We start from the raw sequence: 23,669 nt of genomic DNA, 5'->3' as shown, positions 1-23,669 counted from the left end.
CAAACATGACAGTCGAAGGATCTGATGCGAATACTGGTATTTCAACACGTAGCTGTCGAACACCCCGGTATATTCCGGGACCTATGGTCCGAGGGCGGCCACAGCATGGACCAGATCGAACTGGATGAGGGTGATCGAATTCCCGACATGTCGTCCTACGACCTTCTGGTCGCGATGGGAGGGCCTATGGACGTCTGGCAGGAAGACATCCATCCCTGGCTGGTGTTGGAAAAAGCCGCGATCCGCCATTGGGTGACCGAATTGAAGCGGCCGTATCTCGGCATATGCCTCGGGCATCAGTTGCTGGCAGAAGCGCTCGGGGGCAAGGTCACCACGATGTCCCGACCCGAAGTCGGGATCGCTGAAGTAGAACTAACGGAAGCCGGTCGGCGCGATTCGATCCTTGCCGGGTTCGGCCCTCGCTTGGAAACGTTCCAATGGCATGGAGCCGAGGTGTCGATGCTCCCGGAAGGCGCGGAGGTTCTCGCTTTCAATGAAGCCTGCGCGGTACAGGCCATGCGCTGGGGCGCCCATGCCTACGGCTTTCAATATCATTGCGAAATCATCCCGACCACCGTCGACGAGTGGAAGCGCATCCCCGCCTACAAGGCGAGTCTCGTCGAGGCGCTCGGCAAGGAGAAGGCCGGGAAATTAGGTGAGGCCGTCGCCGGACGTCTGCCGGAATTCCGGCGTTCGGCAGAGCACCTCAACCTAAATCTTCTGAAGATGATCCAGGCCGCGATCGAGCCCGCGCGCAATAGCGTCTAAGAAAGACAGATACGGAGCTTACCTATGCTGAAAGTCGTCGAAGAAGGACATCACGATCACGCAATGCCGACGCTTGCGCTATCGACTCCGGAAGCAGCCAGCGCATTCGTGGAAAAGGTCAAGGCCGCCGGATTCGATTTCGTCCGGTTTGAACTACCAGATATGGCCGGTCTCAGCAGAGGCAAGACCATCCCGATCGGTCATATCGCGGGATATATGAAGTCCGGCCTGAACCTCTATGGAGGCACCGTCGCGCTCGACAGCTATTCGATCCCGGTACGGAATTCAGGTTACAACGAGGAAATGAACTACCAGGATTGCGTGATGGTCGTCGACCAGGACACGCTGTCCCCGGTACCTTGGCTCGAGAAGACGGGCCGCGTGATCTGCGACACGATGTGGTACGACGGGCGGCCGCAAATGGCCTCACCGCGGCTTCTGCTCAAGAAGATGCTCTCGCTCGCGGCCGCGCTCGGCTACACCGTCAAGATAGGCCATGAATACGAATTCTATGTAGTCGATGCGAAGACCCGCGAACCGGTATTCGGTGGCCAGCCGATTTTCGTCACGGCCCGCACCCATCAAGTGCCGGCGATCGATGATCTGATCCGCGTGTTGCAGAGCCAAGGCATCGATATCATCACCTACAACGTCGAACATGGGCCCGGCCAGGTGGAGATCAACTATGACGCGCTCGATGGCGTAGCGGCATCGGATTGTGCTTTCGTCTTCAAGGGCACGGTGAAGGAATATCTGGCCAAGCACGGCTTGCTCGCGACGTTCATGACCAAGCCATATAAGGGATTGTCCGGAAGCTGTTCGCATTTCCACATCTCGCTGATCGACAAGGCGGGGTCGAACGCATTCCTCGATCCTGATGACGAGAACGGAATGTCGGAGACGTTCAAGCGTTTTATTCAAGGCGTCCTCGATCACATGCCCGCAGCGATGGCGGTCTGGAACCCGACGCCCAATTGTTACCGGCGGATTCGCCCGAAGACATATGCGCCCTCCAACGTTTCCTGGGGTGTCCAGGACCGATCCGCCAGCGTGCGGGTCAAGGCCAGCCGAGATCAATCGACTCACATGGAGGTGCGCGTTCCCTCTGCGTTGTCGAATCCCTATCTGGTCGCTGCGACGACCATTGCGGCGGGTCTCCTCGGCATGGAACAGGAACGTCTGTTGATCCCAGCGGGAAGCGGGCCGAAAGAAGACGACGACCGCTACGCCAAATTGCCGACCGAAATGCACGATGCGCTGGACGCATTCGAGTCCGATACGGCGCTTCGCGAGATGCTTGGTGAGGAATTTGTAAAAGTCTACCTGTCGATGAAAAGACAGGAAATGGCGCGATTAAGGGACGAAATCCCCGCGGCGGAAATAAACGAGTATTTCGAGCTGTATTGATGCAGAGGATGACAGAAACGGTTGTCCAAGTTATTCCGGCGATACAAGAGGATGACGGTATCGCATCTCTTAATGCGCTTGCCCTTTCGAAGGCTTTCCTGCACGGCAAGTTATCACCGGTCGAGGCGGCCCGCACCTTGCTGGATCGCATTGAACGGCTCGATCGACACGTCAATGCGATCGTGCATGTCGATCGGGAAAAGACGCTCGGGATGGCTCGGGCCTCAGAACGGCGCTACCTCACCGGCAAAGTGCTTTCTCCACTCGACGGCGTTCCCGTTACGATCAAGGATCTGTCGTCGATTGCGGGATGGCCGCGACGTCGCGGCTCGCTTGCATTTGATGGGTCGTCGGCCTGCGCCGAAGATACCCCATGCGTGGCGCGGTTGCGCGAGGCCGGTGTCGTTTTTCTCGGCAAAACGGCCACCCCCGATTCCGGCTGTAAGGTCGTGACGCGCAGCGCCGTGCACGGCGTTACCTTGAATCCCTACGATCCGACAAAGACCCCGGGAGGCTCTTCCGGCGGCGCCTCGGCGGCGCTTGCTATGGGTTTCGGCCCCATCGCCGTTGGCAGCGACGGGGCGGGATCAATTCGGATCCCGGCCGCATTGACCAACGTCTTTGGACTGAAGCCGGGCTTCGGTCGGGTGCCGGCGTTCCCGCCGGATATCGACATGCCTCATTCGGTCGTGGGTCCTATGTCGCGTTCGGTGGCAGACGCCGCGGTCATGTTGGCCGTAATGAGCCGTCCAGAACCGCGCGATCCGTTTGCGTGGCCCATTCCGTTCGTCGTGCCGGACGACCTCGGCGACCCCGATCTCAGCGACCTCACCGTGGCGTTCTCACCGCGCATGGGCTGCGACGCTCCGCTGGCCGACAGGGAGGTCGACGAGCTCGTTGCGGGCGCGATACCGCTACTCGCCCGCGCCGGAGCCCGGACCTGTGCGGAAGATCCTGGTTGGCCGGTCGATCCGGCCCGGCCGTTTCAGGTCTTTTGGGACACCGTTTGCTCCGCGACGGTCGATGGTTTCGCGCAGGACAGGCGATCACTACTTGATGCCGGAATCCTGCGTGCGGCCGAGGCCGGCCGACGGGTGAGCATCGGCAGCTATCAACTCGCGATGGAACAAAGATTGAAGATCACCGCCGCGTCGCGGGAGTTTTTCAACCGTTTTGACCTACTAATTTGTCCCGTCCTTCCTACCGCCGCGTGGTCCGCCGAACGCAATGTCCCGGAAGGTTTCGAGGATGATGATTGGCGATGGTGTCCGTACACGTTCCCTTGGAATATGACGGGCCAGCCCGCTGCTTCCGTCCCTATCGGATTTACGACGAGCGGGCTACCGGTGGGGGTCCAGATTATCGGAAGATGGGGAAAGGAGGAAAATGTTTTGCGCGCAGCAGCGGCGGTCGAGCGACGGAGAATGCTCGCCATCGTTCATCCACACAGTAGGTAGAAGACTAGCCGCACTTCGTGGTCGGCGCTGATCGCGGCCGAATGGTCACATTCGTCGGCGCTCCATTCGCCATCGAAGGCGAGATCAAGGATTTTGCTTCGGAGGAGCGGGTGCGCGTTGGCCGGGACCAACGTTGTAAGTTAGTCACCGAACTGCAGTCCCCTGGTGCTTACTTGCTCGAATGAGCCGGCGCCGGGGTTTTTATCGGAACGCGTATACGGGGGTGTAAATTAAGAAAAAGATGGCGCATCCGACACGATTCGAACGTGTGACCTTTGCCTTCGGAGGGCAGGGCTCAACGACACCTTGCGTGCCCACCACCAGCAAATGGCGGCGGGCGCGTTCCGCGCCCCCGCTTCCGCGGCTGGCGGCCTTGACCGGCTGTCGCCGGCCCGGCAAGGGCTTGCCAAGCAAGTAAGGCTCATTGGGGAACGGAACGCTTCCTCATCCAGAAAGGGAATTCGGGAAAGGGCTTCGCCGTTCTTGTGAGCGTCTATCCGCTCGAAACGTCTGGGATATAGGCATCCAACGAGCAGAAACCGCCAGCAGCAAGTATTTTTGCGTTCCGCTACGATGGCCCGACTTTCAGCCTTCCGCTCTTCGCTTCCTCATCGTTTTTCGTTCGATGGACCTGACGAGGAGCGTCGGAATAGCGGTGAAAGAGGAAAGGAAAGGGTCACGTCCGGCCAATGACAACGGACCGCGCACGAGCGAACCGCTCGACCCGCGCATCCTGCGTATTGCAGAAGCTATCGGCCGACAGCTTGCTCGTGAGCAGGCTAAGTCGCCAGCCGCCGCCAATGACAACGAACCGCGGCCACGATAGGGACAGCTTCTTCAGCAACAATTTCACCTACTCGGCTCGTTTGCACGTGACGGTGACCCCTGAGCAAGACGGGCAGAGACGGAGCGTGGGGCGGACGCTGGCGAACACATGCATCTTGACGGCGACGGAAATTATCGAATCGATGTGAAGGCCTGATCCGGAGAGAACATCATGCCCAAGGTTGCGCTTTACGCCCGCTATTCGACCGACAATCAGAGCGTGGCGTCGATCGAGGACCAGTTCCGCATCTGCCGTGAGCACGCGGGCAGGGAGCGTTGGCAGGTCGTCGATACCTATCATGACGCCGCAATCTCTGGCGCCAGCGTCATTCTTCGGCCGGGTGTCCAATCGCTGTTGCAGGACGCCCGGCGCGGCAAGTTCGACATCGTGCTCGCCGAGGCGCTGGATCGCGTTTCGCGCGACCAGGCCGATGTGGCGACGCTGTTTAAGCATCTGCGCTTTGCAGGCGTGCAGATTATCACCCTGGCAGAGGGCGAAATTTCCGAACCTCATGTCGGTCTCAAAGGCACGATGGACGCTCTGTTCCTGAAAGACCTCGCAGCCAAGACCCATCGTGGTTTGCGCGGACGGGTGGAGAAGGGCAAGGCGGGCGGCGGGCTCTGCTACGGCTACGAGGTGGTGAAGCGCACCGACAGTGAGGGCGAGCTGGTGCGGGGCGAACGCAAGATTAATGAGGCCGAGGCCGTTGTCGTCCGCCGCATCTTCCGGGAATTCGCGGCGGGGAAATCGCCGCGCGCCATCGCGACCGATCTCAACCGGGACTGCATTCCGGGTCCGTTCGGCCACACCTGGGCGACACGACGATCCGAGGCCACGCCTGCCGCGGTAACGGCATTGTCAACAACGAGCTTTATGCCGGGGTGCTGGTCTGGAACCGGCAGCGCTTCATCAAGGACCCAAACACGGGCAAGCGTGTGTCGCGTCCGAACCCCGAGGCGCAATGGATCAGGACCGAAGTGCTGGAGTTACGCATTGTCGATGACGAGTTGTGGCAGCGGGTGAAACTGCGCCAGGCCGAGCTTGCAAAGCAGTTCGAGGCGACGACGAAGGGCGTTCGCGCCGCTCGCGCGGAACGGCTGAACCGCCTGCGCCGCCCTGCTTTCCTTCTGTCAGGCTTGCTCACCTGCGGATGCTGTGGCGGCAAAATATGGCATCGTCGTCAACGACCGCTACGGCTGTCTTGGTCGTTTCCGCAAAGGGACCTGCGACAATGGCCGCACCATTCGTCGTGACGACATCGAGCGGCGCGTGTTGGCGGGCCTTACCGACAAGTTGGTATCTCCCGAGGCGGTAGCAGTCGCGGTGCGTGCCTATGCGGAAGAGACCAATCGCCAGAACCATGAACGGCGAGCGCAAGCAGAAACGAGCCGCCGCGCCCTTGAGAAGATTGAGAGGAGCATCAAAGGGATCATGGACGCAATCGAAGATGGTATGTACCAGCCGGCCATGAAGGCAAGGATGGGAGACCTGGCGCAGCAGAAAGCCGAGACCGAGGCACGTCTTGCAGAGGTTCCGGCCGATCTGCCGGACATACAGCCGAACATCGCTGAGCACTATCGTGCCAAGGTGATCCGTCTCGCGGAAACGCTGGCTGAGCCTGAGTCCAACGGGGAGGCCCGCGAGGACATCCGCTCGCTGGTTGGCGAGGTCGTGATAACCCCCGGTGAGAAGCGGGGCGAGAGCCACGCCATCCTACGCGGCGAGTTGATGGCTATCCTCGATCTTGCTACCGGCCGTCGGACGTCTCCCAGGCCAGAAGTTATAACAAACGGGCTTGCGGGTCCCCGATTTGAACCTATCGCCGCGACGCGAGATGGAAGCGTTGTGGCGCTACCTAGCCGCCAGCCATGTCACTGTCGTCTCGACCGATTATGTGAGTTGGTCGGAAACCGAAAAACGACTCCGACATGCTGAAGAACGCATCTGCCGATCCAGGGATCGAAGTTCTTTACGCGCTGCTGCTCAAGGATCTCTCGAGCACGGACTGGACTTCAGGTGGGCCGGGCGGTTGCTCGCAGCTGACCCAGCTCTGTTGTTCGCCCGGCCGTCGCAAGCGCGCGATTGAGCCAGGCCGCGACGCCGATCTCGTGGTGATGGCACACGAACCCGCGTCCAGCGGGCACAATTTCGTGGGATGGAGCCCGTACGAGAGAATCGAGCCGCCTTTCAGACCCGTGCAACCTTCCTGCGCGGGAGGCCGATCTTTGACGGCAGGACTGTGACGTCAGAATCCGGAGCAGGCGCCTTCATAAGGCCGACGCCGTAGAATCTTCCCGATTTCGGGGGGGGGGGCAGCTCGGCAGAGTTATACTCATTCAGCGGAATGAGTATAACTCCGCTGTTTCGCGGGGGACAGGCTGAGATGCGCCCCGCGTTGGCCCAAAAAAAGATGGACATTTCGATCGCCCGGTGTCGCATCGCGCGGTGTCCTGTGCCGGACGCGCTCCTGATCCAACGCGCTCACGGACCGATCCAGCCGTGTGGTCCAATTTCATCATGTTGCTCACGTTCTATTGAGGTGTTCCCTGAACTACGCCAACGCTGTGGCACCTATGATTTGCCCGGGCCGGGTTTGATCAATGCCGCCCTCACTGCCAAAGCTGATTTTAATTTCGCTTGAACGTGCGTCGTTCTTGGCGTTTTCATTGCGAGGTGAATGGAGAAATGAATGATTTCGGCCAGTTTCCGGAATGCAAGGAGTGAACTTCGTCATACGTGTGCACTCGGGTTTTCGGGTGCACGCATGCAGTGAGTATGCAGACGTGCAGCGTATCTGAGGCGGTTCGAAAAAAACACTTCTAACCGTGCAAGAAACGCCGCCCAATTTTATTGGTGGGCCCGGCAGGACTCGAACCTGCAACCAGACCGTTATGAGCGGTGGAAACTCGCTGTATTCCCAGCAGAAGCATCTATTTTCATTGAACTTTGACGACGTTCGTTTTTTCTTTTCGGTTCGTTTCTGAGGCGAAGCTGAGGCGGTAGGCTTGGCCGTCATCTTGGCGACGGCATCCTTCAGGTGGTCCGGGTGGTGGTGCCCGTACACGCGCAATAGTGTTTCGACGCTCATGCTGAGATACCCGGCGGCTGGCCATGGATCGGACCTTCACAATGCCACGGTGCAGCCCTTCCGCCGCATGGTCGGCGATGGCTGCCCTGAGCTCTCCCAGATCTCGGCGGGCACCGCCTTTATTGCCACGGTGTTGTTGGTACTCACGGCACTTGGTTCGAGATAGTTGCGCGCTGGCCAGTTAGGAATTCGCTAGTTGTAATCCTAGCTTTCTGACGCGGGCTTGTAGGGCGCGCTGGAGAATTCCTCCGATCGCCTTTTGGTAAGAAGCCGAACCGGCCATGCAGGCCGCGCACCAATGTGATCAATATGCTTCGGATCAAACACACTGGAGATCCCTTTCGCGCACAGGAAGATCACCAAATGTGCGCGGGCCGAGCCGCAAAAGACAGGTTCAATTAGGTGCACAGGGTGCGCAGTTAATAGGCAATTGCCTCTTGGCAGGGCTCGGGTAGCAAAACCCGTAAAGCACCCGTTTCGCAAAAATCGTTGTGTTTGAATGAGTTTTCATTTTGGCACGCCTTCTGCATTAATGGGCTTGAGTTGGTTGCTAGGGTTCCGGCTTTGCACAGTGCAGGGTGCTGGTCCGAGAGCGGCCGCTTGTGGGGGAGACATCCCCACAGGTGCACGGCGGGACAAAAGCCCGGGAGACCTCGTTGGCCAAGGGATTGGCGGAGCGATGGTCTATCGCCATTCCCTTTTTGTAATTTTTTACAAGAGGGATCTGCAATGAACAGGCTCACATCCTTTCTCCGCTCGGTCGTTGTTGCCGCGGCACTGACGGCTGCGCTCACCTCGATTGCCTGCGCAGCACCGAAGAAGGACTTCAGGATCGCGTGGTCGATCTATGTCGGATGGATGCCTTGGGGCCATGCGGCGGATACTGGCATCGTGAAGAAGTGGGCGGACAAATACGGCATCACGATCGAAGTGAAGCAGTTCAACGATTACGTCGAGTCGATCAACCAGTACACCGCCGGCGCCTTCGACGCAGTAACCATCACCAATATGGATGCACTGTCGATTCCCGCGGCTGGTGGTGTCGATACCACCGCCGTCATCATGGGTGACTTCTCCAACGGCAACGACGCGATCATCCTGAAGGGGAAGTCCGACCTTGCGGCTATCAAGGGCCAGAAGATCAATCTGGTCGAGTTCTCGGTCTCGCACTATCTGTTGGCGCGCGCGCTTGAGACCAAGAAGCTCGCCGAGAAGGACATCAAGGTTGTCAACACCTCGGATGCGGATCTTGCGGCAGCTTACAAGACATCGGAAGTGACCGCGGTGGTGACATGGAATCCCATCGTATCCGAAATTCTCGGCGCAAAGGATGCGAAGAAGGTGTTCGATTCATCGCAGATTCCCGGCGAGATCATGGACTTGATGGTAGCCAATACCGCGGTGGTGAAGGAAAATCCGGACTTCGCCAAGGCGCTCGTCGGCATCTGGTACGAGACGATCACCAAGATGAATGCGGCAGGTGCTGACGGCAAAGCGGCGAAGGAAGCCATGGCCAAGGCGTCCGGCACCGATCTCGCCGGCTTCGACAGCCAGCTCGCATCGACAAAACTGTTCGACAAGCCCGCGGACGCGGAAGCCTTCACGAAGAGCAAGACTGTTGGGACAACGATGGACCGCGTGCGCAAGTTCCTTTTCGAAAAGGAATTGCTCGGAAAGGGCGCGAAGTCCGTTGACGCCGTCGGCATCGAACTTGGCGACAAGTCGGTGCTTGGCGACAAGACCAATGTGAAGCTGCGCTTCGATGCCACCTACATGGACGCCGCAGCCAAGGGCAAGCTCTGACCGCAGCGTTGATGCAGCTTCGACAGGAGCACGGCCATGCGACTTGTAAACATCCGGCCCGGCCGGCAGATGCGGTTCTATCTCGCTGCACTGCCGTTCGTGTTGCTGGCGGTCGCATACCTCCTTGGTTCGAATGCGAGGCTTGCAGAAAATCCGAATGACAAGTTGTTGCCTGCGCTGTCGAGTATGGCGCAGGCAGTGAAGCAGATGGCGTTTCAGGCCGATACGCGTACTGGCGCGTATCTCATGCTATCCGACACGGTCGCGAGTCTCGGCCGACTGGTCTCAGCACTGGCAATCTCGACTGTCGCCGCGCTGGTTCTAGGAATTGTGATCGGACTGTTGCCGGGCGCGAATGCGTTGCTCGGTCCGTTTGTTTCGGTGATGTCGATAGTGCCGCCATTGGCGCTGCTTCCCATCCTGTTCATCGTTATGGGCCTCGGTGAAAACTCCAAGATCGCGCTGATCGTGATCGGAACGTTGCCCTGTATCATCCGCGATCTCGCGATGAAGGTGCAGGAGCTGCCGCGTGAGCAACTGATCAAGGCGCAGACGCTTGGCGCATCGACATGGCAGATGGCGCTGCGCGTGGTGACACCGCAAATCCTGCCGCGATTGATCGACTCGCTGCGGCTCCAGCTTGGACCTGCGTGGCTGTTTTTGATAGCCGCCGAAGCCATCGCCTCCGATTCTGGACTTGGCTATCGCATCTTTCTGGTCCGGCGCTATCTCGCCATGGATATCATTATTCCTTACGTGATTTGGATCACCCTTCTTGCCTTCCTGATGGATGCTGGACTGCGCCTGCTCCAGCGCAAGGCGTTTCCCTGGTTCGCGTCGGTGAGGGCGGAATGAGCGGGATCCGCTTCGACAATGTCTGGAAGGAGTACGGTGATCACATCGTGCTCGAACAAATCACGCTCGACGTCGAGCCGCGCGCATTTCTCGCGCTTGTCGGTCCCTCAGGATGCGGCAAGACCACGTTTCTGCGCATGCTGCTCGGCGAGGAGAGTCCGACGCGTGGGAAAATTCTTGTGGATGGTGTCCCGCTCTCTCCTGAGCCCAATGCCGACCGCGGCGTGGTGTTCCAACGTTACTCCGTCTTTCCGCATCTGACCGTGCTGCAAAATGTCCTGCTGGGACGTGAGTTGCAGCATGCCAAGATCACCAGCCGCTTGTTCGGCGCCGCGCGCCGCGCCGCGGTCGACGAGGCGATGGCCTTGCTCGCCGAAGTGGGATTAGCCGGGCAGGAAAGCAAGTATCCGGCGTCGCTCTCGGGCGGCATGCAGCAGCGGCTGGCGCTGGCGCAGGCGATCATGCGCGGTCCCAAAATTCTTCTGCTCGACGAGCCGTTCGGTGCGCTTGACCCTGGCATTCGTGCCGACATCCATGTGCTGATGAAGCGGCTGTGGAACGAGACCGAACTTACGGTGGTCATGGTTACGCATGATCTCAGCGAAGCCTTCCGGCTGGCGACACGGGTGATCGCATTCGAGCGTAACCGCAACCGGCCCGAGGAACGCGAGCGCTACGGCGCCACTATTTCGCGCGATCTCGAAATCTTTCCACGCCGCACTGCCGAGGTGCGGCAGCTTCCAGCATTCCGCTCTGGCCGGGACGACCCGGCCAAACAAGGAGCATGAGCCGGGACGACCCGGCGTGTCTGTCTGAGAAGGGCAAACCATGATCCTGACCAACGAGCAGCAGGCCGAAGTCGCGGCCAACAGAAAGCGCTACGAGGAATTGAAGGCGGCGGGGCAGGGCCACGCGCCGCGTGCGCTGCCGCCGCCGACACCGCGCGATGGTGCGGGTATCGTCGCGTCGGCGATCATCCATCGGGAGATCATTCCCGGCGGCTGGTACTGGACTACGCGGCTCAACTGCGGCGAGGCGCTTCGGCTTATCACCACCGAAGGCGCATCCAGCATCGGTCTGCTGGCATGGAGCGCGGCCGATACAAGCGAACGGTTGAATCATGCGGATACTATCAAGGTTCAATGGGCGGCCAACCTGCGCAAGGGCCGCGTTATCCTGTCCGATATGGGCCGCGTGCTGTTCAGTATTGTGGAAGACACCACCGGCGGCGCGCATGACGCGCTTGCGGGCGGTTCGACAACGGCAACGAACGAAGCCCGCTATCACACGACGACTCTTCGCAATACGCACGATAATTTCATTCTCGCGGCCGGGAAATTGGGCCTCGACCGCCGCGACGTTCATCCGTGCATCAGCTTCTTTGCGCCGCTGTATGTCGACGCCGAAGGACGCTTCCAGTGGGACCCACGCCGCCGGCAAACAGGCGATTTCATCGACCTGCGCGCCGAGATGGATGTGCTGGTGGCGTTGTCCAATTGTCCGCATCCGCTGGACCCGTCTCCGACCTATGCGCCGGGCGATGCGGAGATCGTACGCTATCGCACAGGAAGCGTGGGAGACGACGACCTTTGCCGCACGGCAAGCGCGGAAGCCGCGCGCGCCTTCGAGAACAACGCCTTCTTCCTCAATTCCGGCGCGGAGGCGTGACCATGTCGATTCATACAGTACCCGTCGCTGGACGCGTTGTTGTCGACATGGAGATTCCCGCGAACGCTCCGTGGTCTTTCGTTATTCGCAAGGGACAAACACTGCGCATCATCGACAGCCACGGCCAGCAGGCGGTCGATACGCTGTTCTATAGCGCCGACGACTATCAGGAGCGTTACAGCGGCCAAGACACCTTGCGCGCGCAAGGTTCCGCCTATGTCAGCACCGGCACCCGCATCATGTCCAACGAGGCGCGCGTCATGCTGCGCGTCACCGCTGATACTTGCGGCTTGCACGATACGTCTGCAGGCGCCTGTTCGTGTGAGAGCAATACCGTTCGTTTCGGTCACGGCACGAAATATCTCCATGCCTGCCGCGAGAATTTCCTGATCGAAGCGGCGAAACACGGCATGTCGAAGCGCGATATCGTACCGAACCTAAACTTCTTTATGAACGTGCCGATCGATCCGTCCGGCAATTTCACTGTGGTCGACGGCGTTTCAAAGCCCGGTGACTATGTCGAAATGGTCGCGGAGATGGACGTGCTGTGCCTGATCTCCAATTGCCCGCAGATCAACAATCCCTGCAACGGCTTCTTTCCAACGCCGATCCAGGTCATGATCTTCGAAGCGCAAGAGGACTGATCGCATGTTCAGCAAAGTCCTGATTGCCAACCGCGGCGAAATCGCTGGGCGGATCGGCAGAACACTGCGCCGCATGGGTATCGCGTCGGTTGCCGTCTTTTCCGATGCCGATCGGTTCACTCGGCCTGTGCTTGATGCGGACGAGGCGGTGCGAGTCGGTCCCGCGCCGGCCGCGGAGAGCTACCTCAACGTCGATGCGATCATCGCTGCGTGTCTGAAGACCGGCGCGCGAGCGGTACATCCGGGTTACGGGTTTCTCTCGGAGAATCGCGGTTTTGCCGAGAAACTGGCCGAACAGGGCATCGCGTTCATCGGGCCGCGTCCCGAGCATCTCGATGCGTTCGGGTTAAAACACAAGGCCCGCGAGATCGCGCGGTTAAGTCGCGTTCCGCTTCTGCCCGGGTCCGGACTGCTCGAGACCGTCGAGGAGGCGTTGGCTGAAGCCGAGAATGTCGGGTATCCGTTGATGCTGAAAAGCACCGCAGGTGGCGGCGGCATCGGCATGCAGCTTTGTTATGATGCGGATACACTCCGCGAACGCTTTGCCACCGTGCAGCGGACGGCACGGGCGAGCTTCGGCGATGCGCGGGTTTATCTGGAGCGGTTTGTCGCCGAGGCGCGGCACATCGAGGTCCAGATATTTGGCAACGGCAAGGGCAACGTTGTGGCGCTCGGCGAGCGCGACTGCTCGCTGCAGCGGCGCAATCAAAAGGTGATCGAGGAAACACCTGCGCCGGGCCTGAGCGATGAGACGCGCGCGCGACTACATGAGGCAGCGGTAGCGCTGGGCGGGGAGCGTTGCCTACGAGTCGGCCGGCACGGTGGAATTCATCTACGACGTCGAGCGCGAGGATTTCTATTTTCTTGAGGTCAACACCCGGCTTCAGGTCGAGCATCCGGTGACCGAAGTCGTGTTCGGCATCGATCTCGTAGAGTGGATGGTGCGGCAGGCCGCCGGTGAAGATGTACTGGTTGGATTGGGTCCGCTTGTGCCGAAGGGCGCGGCCATCGAGGTGCGGGTCTACGCAGAGAATCCCAATGCTGGTTTTCGTCCCAGCGCCGGACGCCTGACCCGTGTTCATTTTCCGGATGATGCGCGTGTCGACGGCTGGATCGAAACCGGGATCGAGGTCACGCCGTTTTACGATCCCATGTTGGCGAAGGTGATTGTCGCGGCGGACACGCGCAAGGACGCGATAGAAAAGCTCGTCAGCGTGCTGGACAGCGCAACTGTCGCTGGAATCGAAACCAACCTTGGCTATCTCCGCGCGATCGCCAGCTCGGAAGTCTTCCGCAGCGGGCGCGTCGCTACCAATGTGCTGAACAATTTCGTGTTTTCCCCGCGGACTGTCGATGTGCTGGCTCCCGGCGCGCAATCCGGTTTGCAGGAATTGCCGGGCCGGTTGCATCTGTGGCACGTCGGCGTTCCGCCGAGTGGCCCGATGGACGAGCGTTCGTTCCGCTTGGCCAACACCATCGTCGGGAACCCCGAGACGACAGCCGCACTGGAATTGACCGTCAACGGGCCGACATTGCGCTTCAATGCGGACGCCACCATCGGCCTTGCCGGTGCGCAGATGTCGGCGAAGCTCGACGGTGTCGCGGTCGAGCATAGCTCACCCGTCGTAATACGGGCGGGGCAGACGCTTGCGATCGGAAAAATCGAGGGCGCGGGCCAACGCTGCTATCTCGCCGTGCGCGGCGGATTCGATGCGCCCGAGATCTTCGGATCGCGCGCGGTGTTCACGCTCGGCATGTTCGGCGGCCACGCCACCGGCGCGCTGAAGGCAGGAGACGTGCTGCATATCGCTGAGAATACTGACGCTTTGAAGACTCCGCGCTCCCTGACAACCACTGAGCGCCCGGTATTGACCTGCAACTGGGGGATTGGAGTGATCTACGGGCCGCATGGGGCGCCCGATTTCTTTCGCGACGATGACATCGCAACATTGTTCTCCGCGCAATACGAGGTGCATTTCAACAGCGCGCGCACTGGCGTGCGGTTGACGGGGCCTAGGCCGGCATGGGCGCGGGCGGACGGCGGTGAGGCGGGGCTGCATCCTTCCAATATCCACGACAATGCCTATGCAGTTGGATCAATCGATTTCACCGGTGACATGCCGATCATTCTCGGCCCTGACGGGCCTAGCCTCGGCGGTTTCGTTTGTCCTGTCGTGGTGGCGCGCGACGAACTCTGGAAAATTGGGCAGCTTCGGCCCGGCGACGCCGTTCGTTTCGTCGCCGCTACCCGGAAAGACGATCCGGTTGCTGGGCCACTGCCATTGAATGGAAACCCGGCTCTCGGATCGGCCATTGTTGGGCATAGCGATGACGGGCCACTCCCGGTGATCTATAGGCGAGCAGGCGACGACAACTTGCTCGTCGAATATGGTTCGATGGAACTCGACATCGCGCTGCGGCTTCGCGTTCATGTTCTGGCGGAAGCCGTCGCCAAGGTGGGTCTGCCTGGCGTCATCGACCTCACGCCTGGAATCCGATCGCTGCAAATTCACTATGATAGCAAGGTTCTTTCGCGCCGCCGCCTGCTTGATGTTTTGCAGGAGCTTGAACGAGGCCTGCCGCAGGTCGATGCCATGAGAGTGCCGAGTCGCATCGTGCATCTGCCACTGTCGTGGAACGATCCGCAGGTCGTAATGGCGATGCAAAAGTATCAAGAACTGGTGCGTGCCGACGCTCCGTGGTGTCCATCGAACATCGAGTTCATCAGGCGCATAAACGGCCTGGATAGTGAGGACGATGTTAAGCGGATCGTGTTCGATGCCAGTTATCTCGTGCTCGGCCTGGGCGATGTTTACCTTGGTGCGCCAGTGGCAACGCCCGTCGATCCGCGTCATCGGCTTGTCACAACGAAATACAATCCGGCGCGCACCTGGACGCCGGAAAATGCCGTGGGCATCGGCGGGGCCTATATGTGTATCTATGGCATGGAGGGGCCGGGCGGCTATCAATTGTTCGGTCGTACGATTCAAATGTGGAATACATGGCGAACCACGCCGGTGTTTGAGCCGGGGCATCCATGGCTGCTGCGATTCTTCGACGAGATTCGCTTCTTTCCCGTCAGTGCGGAGGAATTGCGGGAGGCCCGCGCGGCGTTTCCGCACGGCGCCTATCCGCTAAAGATCGTAGAGAGCGAATTTTCCTACGCTGACTATGCCAAGGGTCTGGCCCGTGACCGCGACAACATTGCGACGTTCAAGCAGCGGCAGCAAGCGGCCTTTGAGGCAGAACGTCAACGCTGGAAGGATCTGCGTATCGATGAGGTGCCGGACGATACTGGAGTAGGCGCAGGCGCTGATGCCGAAGATATTCCAGACGGCAACACAGGCGCATTTTCGGAGGTGCCAGGCAACGTCTGGAAAATTCTGGTGGATGAAGGCGCAGATGTTGCGGCGGGCGATTCGCTTGCGATCATCGAGTCGATGAAGATGGAAATTAACATACAGGCTCCCGTCGCCGGTCGCGTAATATCTATCCGCATCAAGCCCGGGCAGACATTGCGCGCAGGCGACGTTGTGGCAGTGATCGACTCCCTCTAAAAGGCAGTTGGCGACGATCGGGGCGGATGATAGCTAGGGCTACTTTCGGTGCGAAGCGGACGAGCGTCTTGGGGCAACTAGTGACTTGCAGTTGCTCGCCGACTTCTATCTGGGCGCGATGCACGACCGGATCGGCGACAATCGCGCGAAAAGGCCTTACTCGAACTGGCGGCCTTCGTCGAAATTCTCCGTCTGCGCGTCTCGGGAGGGTAAATCGGCGTTCGTTGACGTGCTCCGGGCATTGAAGCACGGATTCGACCCCGGCCATCAAAGCGGCCTGCGCCGCTGCAAACGGATCCGGTTCGGCACCCGTCCGTCCCAACTCAGTATGGAAAAGTTCCAATCATGGATCCGCACCGCCGTTTTCGGAACGCCGGAAGCTCGCGCGATACTGGGCCGGTGTCACGCCCAGGCGCTCGCTGAACACGACGCGCATCCTGTCCGCCGTGCCGAATCCGCAGTCATAGGCGACGGACTTGAGAGGCTGTTTACTGCCTTCCAACCGCATGCGCGCCGCGTCGACACGAGCCCGTTCGACAAACTCGTGCGGCGTGATCGCCGTCTCCAGAACAAAATGGCGGGCAAGGTTGCGCGTGCTCATGCCAACCAAGTTTGCGAGAGACCCAAGCGTATGGCGCCTTCCGATATGGGCCATAACGTGATCCTGGATGCGCGCGATTGGCGAAGTAGGGTCGGCTTGCGCCGTAAGGTACGGACTGAACTGCGATTGCCCGCCTTGCCGCTGAGCCACGACGACCAGGCGCTTGGCGACCGCCACAGCGACCGCAGGGCCGTGACGTTCGCCGACAAGGGCAAGCGCGAGATCAATGCCCGCGGTCACTCCGGCCGACGTAACCAACCGACCATCGCGCACAGAGATCAGATCCGGTTCGACATACGCTTTCGGGAAACGCATCGCAAGTTGCGCGGCATTCTGCCAATGCGTCGTTGCTCGCCTGTCATCGAGGAGCCCGGCATTGCCGAGCGCAAAGGCGCCAGTACAGATCGACCCGTAGATGCTGGCGCGCCAAGGTGCTTCGCCCAGCCACTCCGTTAGGAGTGGATCTGCTTCGGCGTCCGGAAGCGCCGGGCCGCCTGCGACGAACAGCATATCGAAACCGCCCGTCGCTTCCGCGAAACTCAAGTCGGGGAGCAACCGCATCTTGTTCGAAGCTCGAACCGGCTTGTGATCGGCGGCAATGAGTACCGTTTCGTACCGTACATCCTCCGCGAGAAAGCCGTTGGCCTCGGCGAAGACGTCGACTGGTCCGGCCACATCAAGGGCCTGCACGTCCTCGTGAATGACGATACCTATCTTCTGGCCGACCATTTTCGTCCTTCCATAGATGTTGGCACGAAATGGTGTGCCATTGGCCTGATCCGACGGGCAAGCGTTAGTGCGGTCACAGACCGAAGTCGCCATAAAACTGCTGGATCGCCGTCATTTCCGCGTCAGTTCCTCGAGCAGTGCGACCCACTTTCCAGCGTCGTTCGGGGTCCCATCATCCGTATCATGCGGGTCCGGCGCGCATAACCGAAGGAATGCTCTGATGAATGAGTTTATCGCTGGTATCCGTGTTCCCGACAGCGCCATGGCCCGGGCCGCCACGCAGCTCGTCCGTGATACCGAGGACGATCTGCTCTATAATCACAGCCGGAGGGTGTTTTTCTGGGGTGCGTTGACTGGTGAAAGGAAGGGTCTGCAGTACGATCCAGAATTGCTCTACATGGGCGCGATGTTTCACGACATGGGACTGATTGAAGCGCATTCGAGCCCCGATCTGCGTTTCGAGGTCGACGGTGCCAATACCGCACGCGACTTCCTCAAGAGCTACGGTGTGCCCCAGCGCGACATCGAGGATGTTTGGACGGCAATCGCGCTGCACACGACGCCGGGTATCCCCGAGCATATGCGGCCGACGATCGCACTCGTTACCGCAGGCGTCGAGATGGATGTGCTGGGGATCGCCTATCATGACTTCACGCATGAGCAGCGCGATCACGTCTGTGCCCATCATCCGCGTGAGGCGAACTTCAAGGAGAACATCATCGATCACTTCGCCCAAGGCATCATCAAGAAACCCCTGACGACGTTTGGCAATGTCAAGGCCGACGTGCTGGCGCTCAAGGACATGAACTACACCCGCCAGAACTTCTGTTCGATCATCCTGGGTTCGGCGTGGCCGATCTAGCATCGAGAACCAAGTCTATACGCGCAACTGCAACAATCGACATCGGCCGTTTTTCAACTATGGAATGCTATAGATCATGACTGACACCCGTCCCCCAATGACTCATGCGACCGGAACGCCGGTCGTCGACAATCTGAACACGATGACGGCCGGACCACGGGGGCCCGCGCTGCTCCAGGACATCTGGCTCATTGAGAAAATGGCGCATTTCGACCGGGAGGTGATCCCAGAGCGCCGGATGCATGCGAAGGGTTGGGGGGCCTACGGCAAGTTTACGGTGACGCACGATATCACCCGCTTTACCAAGGCCAAGATCTTTTCCAGGATTGGTAAGGCGACCGACCTGTTCGTGCGTTTCTCGACTGTCGCCGGCGAGCGCGGAGCGGCGGACGCCGAACGCGACATCCGCGGCTTTGCAGTCAAGTTCTACACCGAAGAAGGCAACTGGGACATTGTCGGCAACAATACTCCGGTCTTCCTCTTCCGCGATCCGATGCGGTTCCCCGACCTGAACCACGCCATCAAGCGCGATCCACGTACGGGTTTGCGTTCGGCCGACAACAACTGGGACTTCTGGTCGCTCTTGCCCGAGGCGTTGCACCAGGTGACGATAGTGATGTCGGATCGTGGAATACCGAAGAGCTTCCGACACATGCACGGCTTCGGCAGCCACACTTTTTCGATGGTCAACGCGTCCAATGAGCGAGTCTGGGTCAAGTTCCACTTTCGCACCAAACAGGGAATCAAGAACCTCTCCGACCAGGACGCGGCCGCACGCGTAGCGGGCGATCGTGAAACTCACGGCCGTGATTTGCTCGAAGCTATCGACAGCGGCAATTTTCCGAAATGGACGCTGTTCATCCAGGTCATGACGGAGGCACAGTCCCATAGTCACAAGCATAATCCGTTCGACCTCACCAAGGTCTGGCCGAAAGCTGACTATCCGCTGATCGAAGTCGGTGAGATGGAGCTGAACCGCTATCCAGAGAATTATTTTGCGGAAGTGGAGCAGGCTGCCTTCTCGCCGGCGAACATCGTTCCCGGGATTGGGTTTTCGCCCGACAGAATGCTCCAGGCGCGGCTCTTCTCCTATGGAGACACCCAGCGCTATCGGCTTGGCGTCAACTTCAATCACATTCCGGTCAATGCGCCTCGCTGCCCGGTGCACAGCTACCATCGCGACGGCAAGATGCGTACAGACGGCAACGCCAGCAGCAAACCGACCTACTGGCCGAATTCGAAGGACGCCTGGATTGGAGATGCCCCCGAGTTGATGGAACCGCCGCTCAAACTGGAAGGCGACGCCGCGCATTTTGATCATCGCGTCGACGAAGATCATTTCGAGCAACCGGGCAACCTGTTCCGGATGATGTCGCCAGCGCAACAACAGCTTCTGTTCGATAACACGGCGCGCGCCATGGGCGATGCGCGCCTCGAAGTGAAGCAACGCCATGTCGACAATTGCGCCAAGGCCGATCCGGCATACGGTGCAGGCGTTGCCAGGGCGCTGCGGGTCGAGCGTTAGCTGGGCATTTGCTCAACGCCGGTTCCGTCGGCTAAGGTCGGGCGAGGGGTGTTCCTCGCCCGCTCGCCCGGGTTCGGCAATCGGAGGCGCACATTGAACGATCCTTTCGACAAGCTTTCCTGGGATGATTTGCGCATCATAAAAGCAATTGCCGAGAGCGGAGCCCTTTCCGCCGCCGCAACATTGCTCTCCGTCAACAATTCAACGATATCCCGACGCCTCTTGCGGCTCGAGCAGACACTAGGTGTGGCGCTCTTTGATCGCCGCCGCACCGGCTATTTGCCGACTGCGGCCGGTGCAGAATTAATTGCGCTCGCTGAACGCGTCGAACTTGATATCGTCAGCGTGGCGCGACGCGTCTCGGGGCCTGTCCAGGGCCACACGGGTGACCTGCGCGTGGCGACCAGTGACGCGCTGCTGCTCGATTTTCTGACACCGATCGTTGCGGAATTCAAAACGCTCAATCCGGCCGTCAGGGTCGAGGTAGTCGTCGGCAATAATTTGCTGAACCTTGCGCGTGGGGAATCGGACATTGCCTTCCGCGCTTCGACCGCGGCGCCGCCGGATAATCTTTTCGGTCGGAAGGTCGCAAACGTTGCATGGGCTGCCTACGGCCGCAGGTCAGAATTTGCCGGAGGGCGGCCTGATCCTGCCGACCTCTATGAGCGCCAATGGGCCTCGTACGGAAGTGGGCTGTCGGGCCTCAAGGCGTTCAAATTCGTCGAGGAGCGTGTGTCCCGCGAGAGGATCGGTTACCGAAGCGACTCTGTCGCCGGCATGGCGGTGGCGATCGCTGCCGGGATGGGTATTGGCTTCTTGCCCTGCATGCACGGCGATCTTTCGCACCAACTCATGCGCGTTAGCGTTGTGGAGCCTGATATCAGCGACGAACTGTGGATCCTGACCCATCCCGACATCCGCAAGTCGGGACGGGTGTGCGCGTTCATGGCGCATTGCATGGAGGCAATCGGCAGGCGGCGCGCCTTCATCGAAGGGCGGGAGACCCATGGGTTGCCGTGACACCGCTGGTGAGCGCTAGTCTTCGATCAGCCGACCATTGGTGCGGTTGATCCGCGCACGACGAGCTTGGGTGGCAGCACGATGTGCCGGGGGGTAGTATCGCGCTGTTCGAGGGCATCGAGCAGCAGCCGCGCAGCGTTACGGCCCATGTCCCGATGCTCGATTCGTATCGTCGTCAGCGGAGGTGATACCACATCCATCAGTGGCATGTCGTTATGGCCAATGACGGAAATTCCCTCTGGGCAGTTTTGGCCTAACTGCCGCAGCGCGATTAGTACACCAAGCGCCAGCAAGTCGTTGGCGGCGACGATCGCCGATACGTGGTGACTACCGAGCAGGGCGTGTGCCGCCGCTTCGCCGGCCTCGCGGGAATAAAGCGCGGCTTGCTCGATGGCTCCGGTCAGGCCGTGCTGTGCCATGGCCTGAACGAAGCCGTCACGCCGAAGCAGGCCGGTCGACGTGTCGAGCGGTCCGGCAATGTGCGCAATAGCGCGATGACCGTTCGAAACCAGATGATCGACCGCCAGCGCCATTCCCTTTGCGTCATCCGAAACGACCGAGGGAACGCGGTCAGATGCCTCGGAGCGGTTGACGAGTACCACGGGCAATCCGCGTTCCAGGCAATGGCCGACCAGCGCATCATCGCGCGAGACGGTAGCGAGGATCAAGCCATCGACGCGCTGATTGAGGAGGCGGTCGACGAACGCAATTTGTTGCGAGGCGTCGTTACCGGCATCCGCCACGATCGGGGCCAATCCTTCCTTCGAAAGCACTTCAGCGATGCCGGCAAGGATCGGCGCGAATACGGGGTTGGTAATATCGGGCAGCAATATCCCAATGAGCTGAGTTCGCCCGCGCCTAAGGCCTGCCGCGAGATGATTGGGTCGGTAGCCGAGCGATTGCGACCGCGAAATAATCCGCTGGGCGACCTCGTCGCCGACCAGATGCCGCTTGCGGGGATCGAGTGCGCGCGAAACCGTCGAGGGATGCACGCCGATTTCCTCGGCGATTTCCTTGATTGACGGTGATCGATTTCCCTGTGTTTTCCGAAGCATATCTTGATCTCACCGGAACGTTATAAAGAAGAATTTGACTCTATGCAATCGATTGCATACGAAACTGCAATCGATTGCATAGGAGGATTTGATGAAAATTGAAGCTCGGGAGCAACCATCCAGTGGGCTGCCGGCGGGCATCGTCGGAAGCCTTGGCGATGTCACGCCAGCGGTCATCCGAGCTATGGAGACCGCTAGCAATCCGCGGATTCGGCAGGTCGCGGAGGCCTTCGTGCGGCACGTGCATGCCTTCGCGAGCGAAGTGAAATTAACCGAGCGCGAATTCGAGTTCGGCATCGATTTTCTCAACCGGATCGGGCAGGCCACGAACGACAGTCACAACGAGGGGATCCTGTTTGCCGATGCGATTGGTCTGTCGACGCTTGTTTGCCTGCTGAACAATGGCAATGCAGGCGCGACCGAAACCTCCGCCGCCTTGCTTGGACCGTTCTGGCGCGCGAGCTCTCCCCGAACCGACAATGGTGGAACGATCGTTCGGTCGCCCACGCCCGGGCCCGAACTGTTCGTGACCTGCGAATTTATCGAGGCCTCCGGCAAACCGATTGCCGGCGTCGAGGTCGACGTGTGGCAGTCGTCACCGATCGGTCTCTACGAAAACCAGGACGAGACGCAGGCCGATATGAACCTTCGCGGCAAGTTTACCACCGATGCTGCGGGCCGCTTCGGATTCCGCTCGGTGAAACCGGCCGGCTACCCCGTTCCGACCGACGGGCCGGTCGGCGACATGCTGCGTGCGCAGAGCCGGCATCCGTACCGGCCCGCGCACCTCCATTTCCTCGGTTTCAAGCATGGCTACAAGACGCTGATCACGCAAATCTTCGTCGATGACGACACTCATCTCGAAAGCGACGTGGTGTTTGGCGTAACCCGCGCCCTGATCGGCGACTATCGCCGGCACGACAACGGCACGCCCCCGGCCGATGGCGTCTCTGCGCCCTGGTACACGCTGGAGCATCGCTTCGTAATGGAACCGGGTGAAGCCGTGCTTCCCCAACCGCCGATCAAGTAGGACCCATGACAATATCATCAAACCTGCAGAACAAAATTGTCCTTGTGGTCGGCGGTGCCGGCGCCATCGGCGCTTCGGCCGCCCGGCAATTTTCGTCTCTTGGCGCTCGCATCGTTATCAGCCATCGGGATGATTCAAGGGAAGCTGCTGCCGCTGCCGACGTGCTGGCAACGCTGACTGGTGAGGGCCATGTTGCGCTCGCCGCGGATGTCGCTCAAACCGCAACCCTGATTGCACTCCGACAGGAAATCGAAGCACGATTCGGAAGATTGGACGTATTGGTCAATGCCGCAGGTTTCACCAAGCCGGTGCCACATGCCAATCTCGAAGCGCTCGACGATGAACTTATCGACCGGATGTTCGCTGTAAACTGGCGCGGGCAATTTGCTGCGATTCGCACCTTTGCGCCGCTGCTCAAGGCTTCGGGCGACGGTCTGATAGTATCGATCTCCTCCATTGCCGGTAGCAACGGCATCGGCTCGTCTATTGCTTATTGCGCGGCGAAGGCTGGCATCGACGTCATGACAAAGTCGCTGGCGCGGGTGCTCGCGCCGGAAGTGCGGGTGCTCGCAGTGGCGCCGGGTGTCGTCGACTCCGGCTTTGTTCCTGGCCGTGATGCCGATTTCAACACCAGGACCGCAGCGACAACACCACTGAAGCGGATCGCATCTGCTGACGACATTGCCTCCGCGATTCTCGCCTGTGCCACCCAACTCGGCTTTTCCACCGGAACGACCTTCGTGGTCGACGGCGGCCGCTCACTTTAAAGGACAC

At 60.0% G+C, this 23,669-nt stretch carries 18 protein-coding genes, 1 tRNA gene, 1 pseudogene and 1 riboswitch; of the genes and pseudogenes, 17 read left to right on the top strand and 3 right to left on the bottom strand.

Features of this window, described 5'->3' with window-relative positions; all coding sequences use genetic code 11:
• Positions 1 to 24: 24 nt before the first annotated feature.
• The 6 genes from V1283_RS27220 (at position 25) to V1283_RS27195 (ending at position 6,393) form a co-directional block, all read left to right on the top strand.
• Positions 25 to 768, top strand: coding sequence for a type 1 glutamine amidotransferase (locus tag V1283_RS27220; protein WP_334389649.1), 744 nt, complete (start codon positions 25 to 27; stop codon positions 766 to 768).
• Between the two features lie 24 nt (positions 769 to 792).
• Positions 793 to 2,175: a glutamine synthetase family protein gene (locus V1283_RS27215; RefSeq protein WP_334389648.1), complete on the top strand. Its 1,383-nt coding sequence runs from the start codon at positions 793 to 795 to the stop codon at positions 2,173 to 2,175.
• Complete coding sequence (locus V1283_RS27210) at positions 2,175 to 3,632, top strand: amidase family protein (protein WP_334389647.1); 1,458 nt, start codon at positions 2,175 to 2,177, stop codon at positions 3,630 to 3,632. Before V1283_RS27215 ends, V1283_RS27210 begins: the two co-directional genes overlap by 1 nt.
• A gap of 997 nt (positions 3,633 to 4,629) precedes the next feature.
• Positions 4,630 to 5,481, top strand: a complete 852-nt coding sequence (locus V1283_RS27205) for a recombinase family protein (RefSeq protein WP_334389646.1) — start codon at positions 4,630 to 4,632, stop codon at positions 5,479 to 5,481.
• Positions 5,367 to 5,711 carry a zinc ribbon domain-containing protein gene (locus V1283_RS27200; RefSeq protein ID WP_334393189.1) on the top strand — a complete coding sequence of 115 codons (345 nt, stop codon included), beginning with the start codon at positions 5,367 to 5,369 and terminating at the stop codon, positions 5,709 to 5,711. The genes V1283_RS27205 and V1283_RS27200 overlap by 115 nt, the downstream gene beginning before the upstream one ends.
• Entirely contained in the window at positions 5,614 to 6,393 is a 780-nt protein-coding gene (locus V1283_RS27195) for a hypothetical protein (protein ID WP_334389644.1), read from the top strand. Before V1283_RS27200 ends, V1283_RS27195 begins: the two co-directional genes overlap by 98 nt.
• 916 nt (positions 6,394 to 7,309) lie before the next feature.
• Here the strand turns inward: V1283_RS27195 and V1283_RS27190 are convergent.
• Positions 7,310 to 7,377, bottom strand: a tRNA-Met gene (locus V1283_RS27190).
• A gap of 708 nt (positions 7,378 to 8,085) precedes the next feature.
• A riboswitch (guanidine-I (ykkC/yxkD leader) is annotated at positions 8,086 to 8,198 on the top strand.
• A gap of 77 nt (positions 8,199 to 8,275) precedes the next feature.
• Between V1283_RS27190 and V1283_RS27185 the strand changes: the two genes are divergently transcribed.
• The 6 genes and pseudogenes from V1283_RS27185 (at position 8,276) to V1283_RS27160 (ending at position 16,073) form a co-directional block, all read left to right on the top strand.
• Entirely contained in the window at positions 8,276 to 9,349 is a 1,074-nt protein-coding gene (locus V1283_RS27185; RefSeq protein WP_334389642.1) for a putative urea ABC transporter substrate-binding protein, read from the top strand.
• Between the two features lie 36 nt (positions 9,350 to 9,385).
• A complete protein-coding gene (locus tag V1283_RS27180; protein WP_334389639.1) occupies positions 9,386 to 10,204 on the top strand; it encodes an ABC transporter permease in 819 nt (272 codons plus the stop codon).
• A complete protein-coding gene (locus V1283_RS27175) occupies positions 10,201 to 10,992 on the top strand; it encodes an ABC transporter ATP-binding protein (RefSeq protein ID WP_334389638.1) in 792 nt (263 codons plus the stop codon). Before V1283_RS27180 ends, V1283_RS27175 begins: the two co-directional genes overlap by 4 nt.
• 40 nt (positions 10,993 to 11,032) lie before the next feature.
• Positions 11,033 to 11,872 (top strand): urea amidolyase associated protein UAAP1, encoded by an 840-nt coding sequence (locus V1283_RS27170; RefSeq protein ID WP_334389637.1) that lies wholly within the window; start codon positions 11,033 to 11,035, stop codon positions 11,870 to 11,872.
• Positions 11,873 to 11,874: 2 nt separating this feature from the next.
• On the top strand, positions 11,875 to 12,516 hold the full coding sequence (locus V1283_RS27165; protein ID WP_334389636.1) for an urea amidolyase associated protein UAAP2: 642 nt from the start codon (positions 11,875 to 11,877) through the stop codon (positions 12,514 to 12,516).
• A gap of 4 nt (positions 12,517 to 12,520) precedes the next feature.
• Positions 12,521 to 16,073 (top strand): annotated as a pseudogene (locus V1283_RS27160) (5-oxoprolinase/urea amidolyase family protein).
• 343 nt (positions 16,074 to 16,416) lie between these two features.
• Here the strand turns inward: V1283_RS27160 and V1283_RS27155 are convergent.
• Complete coding sequence (locus V1283_RS27155) at positions 16,417 to 17,403, bottom strand: GlxA family transcriptional regulator (RefSeq protein WP_334389634.1); 987 nt, start codon at positions 17,401 to 17,403, stop codon at positions 16,417 to 16,419.
• A gap of 220 nt (positions 17,404 to 17,623) precedes the next feature.
• Between V1283_RS27155 and V1283_RS27150 the strand changes: the two genes are divergently transcribed.
• The 3 genes from V1283_RS27150 to V1283_RS27140 all read left to right on the top strand — a co-directional run bounded on the left by V1283_RS27150 (position 17,624) and on the right by V1283_RS27140 (position 20,810).
• Positions 17,624 to 18,265, top strand: a complete 642-nt coding sequence (locus V1283_RS27150; protein WP_334389633.1) for an HD domain-containing protein — start codon at positions 17,624 to 17,626, stop codon at positions 18,263 to 18,265.
• 76 nt (positions 18,266 to 18,341) lie between these two features.
• Positions 18,342 to 19,790 (top strand): catalase, encoded by a 1,449-nt coding sequence (locus tag V1283_RS27145; protein WP_334389632.1) that lies wholly within the window; start codon positions 18,342 to 18,344, stop codon positions 19,788 to 19,790.
• 93 nt (positions 19,791 to 19,883) lie between these two features.
• A complete protein-coding gene (locus V1283_RS27140) occupies positions 19,884 to 20,810 on the top strand; it encodes a LysR family transcriptional regulator (protein ID WP_334389631.1) in 927 nt (308 codons plus the stop codon).
• A gap of 26 nt (positions 20,811 to 20,836) precedes the next feature.
• Here V1283_RS27140 and V1283_RS27135 read toward each other — a convergent pair whose 3' ends face one another.
• Positions 20,837 to 21,865 carry a LacI family DNA-binding transcriptional regulator gene (locus V1283_RS27135; RefSeq protein ID WP_334389630.1) on the bottom strand — a complete coding sequence of 343 codons (1,029 nt, stop codon included), beginning with the start codon at positions 21,863 to 21,865 and terminating at the stop codon, positions 20,837 to 20,839.
• A gap of 184 nt (positions 21,866 to 22,049) precedes the next feature.
• On the opposite strand from V1283_RS27135, the gene V1283_RS27130 reads away from it, so the two are divergent.
• Both V1283_RS27130 and V1283_RS27125 read left to right on the top strand, forming a co-directional pair.
• Entirely contained in the window at positions 22,050 to 22,895 is an 846-nt protein-coding gene (locus V1283_RS27130; protein WP_334393188.1) for a dioxygenase family protein, read from the top strand.
• A gap of 44 nt (positions 22,896 to 22,939) precedes the next feature.
• Entirely contained in the window at positions 22,940 to 23,662 is a 723-nt protein-coding gene (locus V1283_RS27125) for an SDR family NAD(P)-dependent oxidoreductase (RefSeq protein WP_334389629.1), read from the top strand.
• Positions 23,663 to 23,669: the final 7 nt, after the last annotated feature.

The organism is Bradyrhizobium sp. AZCC 2262, from assembly GCF_036924535.1.
GTDB lineage: Bacteria > Pseudomonadota > Alphaproteobacteria > Rhizobiales > Xanthobacteraceae > Bradyrhizobium.
This window is presented reverse-complemented; position numbering and strand designations above follow the sequence as displayed.

Coding starts and splice junctions, on each gene's coding strand:
- V1283_RS27165 (WP_334389636.1), top strand. CDS start 11,875: ATGTCGATTCATACAGTACCCGTCGCTGGACGCGTTGTTGTCGACATG.
- V1283_RS27215 (WP_334389648.1), top strand. CDS start 793: ATGCTGAAAGTCGTCGAAGAAGGACATCACGATCACGCAATGCCGACG.
- V1283_RS27210 (WP_334389647.1), top strand. CDS start 2,175: ATGCAGAGGATGACAGAAACGGTTGTCCAAGTTATTCCGGCGATACAA.
- V1283_RS27145 (WP_334389632.1), top strand. CDS start 18,342: ATGACTGACACCCGTCCCCCAATGACTCATGCGACCGGAACGCCGGTC.
- V1283_RS27175 (WP_334389638.1), top strand. CDS start 10,201: ATGAGCGGGATCCGCTTCGACAATGTCTGGAAGGAGTACGGTGATCAC.
- V1283_RS27205 (WP_334389646.1), top strand. CDS start 4,630: ATGCCCAAGGTTGCGCTTTACGCCCGCTATTCGACCGACAATCAGAGC.
- V1283_RS27185 (WP_334389642.1), top strand. CDS start 8,276: ATGAACAGGCTCACATCCTTTCTCCGCTCGGTCGTTGTTGCCGCGGCA.
- V1283_RS27170 (WP_334389637.1), top strand. CDS start 11,033: ATGATCCTGACCAACGAGCAGCAGGCCGAAGTCGCGGCCAACAGAAAG.
- V1283_RS27130 (WP_334393188.1), top strand. CDS start 22,050: ATGGAGACCGCTAGCAATCCGCGGATTCGGCAGGTCGCGGAGGCCTTC.
- V1283_RS27220 (WP_334389649.1), top strand. CDS start 25: ATGCGAATACTGGTATTTCAACACGTAGCTGTCGAACACCCCGGTATA.
- V1283_RS27155 (WP_334389634.1), bottom strand. CDS start 17,403: ATGGTCGGCCAGAAGATAGGTATCGTCATTCACGAGGACGTGCAGGCC.
- V1283_RS27135 (WP_334389630.1), bottom strand. CDS start 21,865: ATGCTTCGGAAAACACAGGGAAATCGATCACCGTCAATCAAGGAAATC.
- V1283_RS27150 (WP_334389633.1), top strand. CDS start 17,624: ATGAATGAGTTTATCGCTGGTATCCGTGTTCCCGACAGCGCCATGGCC.
- V1283_RS27180 (WP_334389639.1), top strand. CDS start 9,386: ATGCGACTTGTAAACATCCGGCCCGGCCGGCAGATGCGGTTCTATCTC.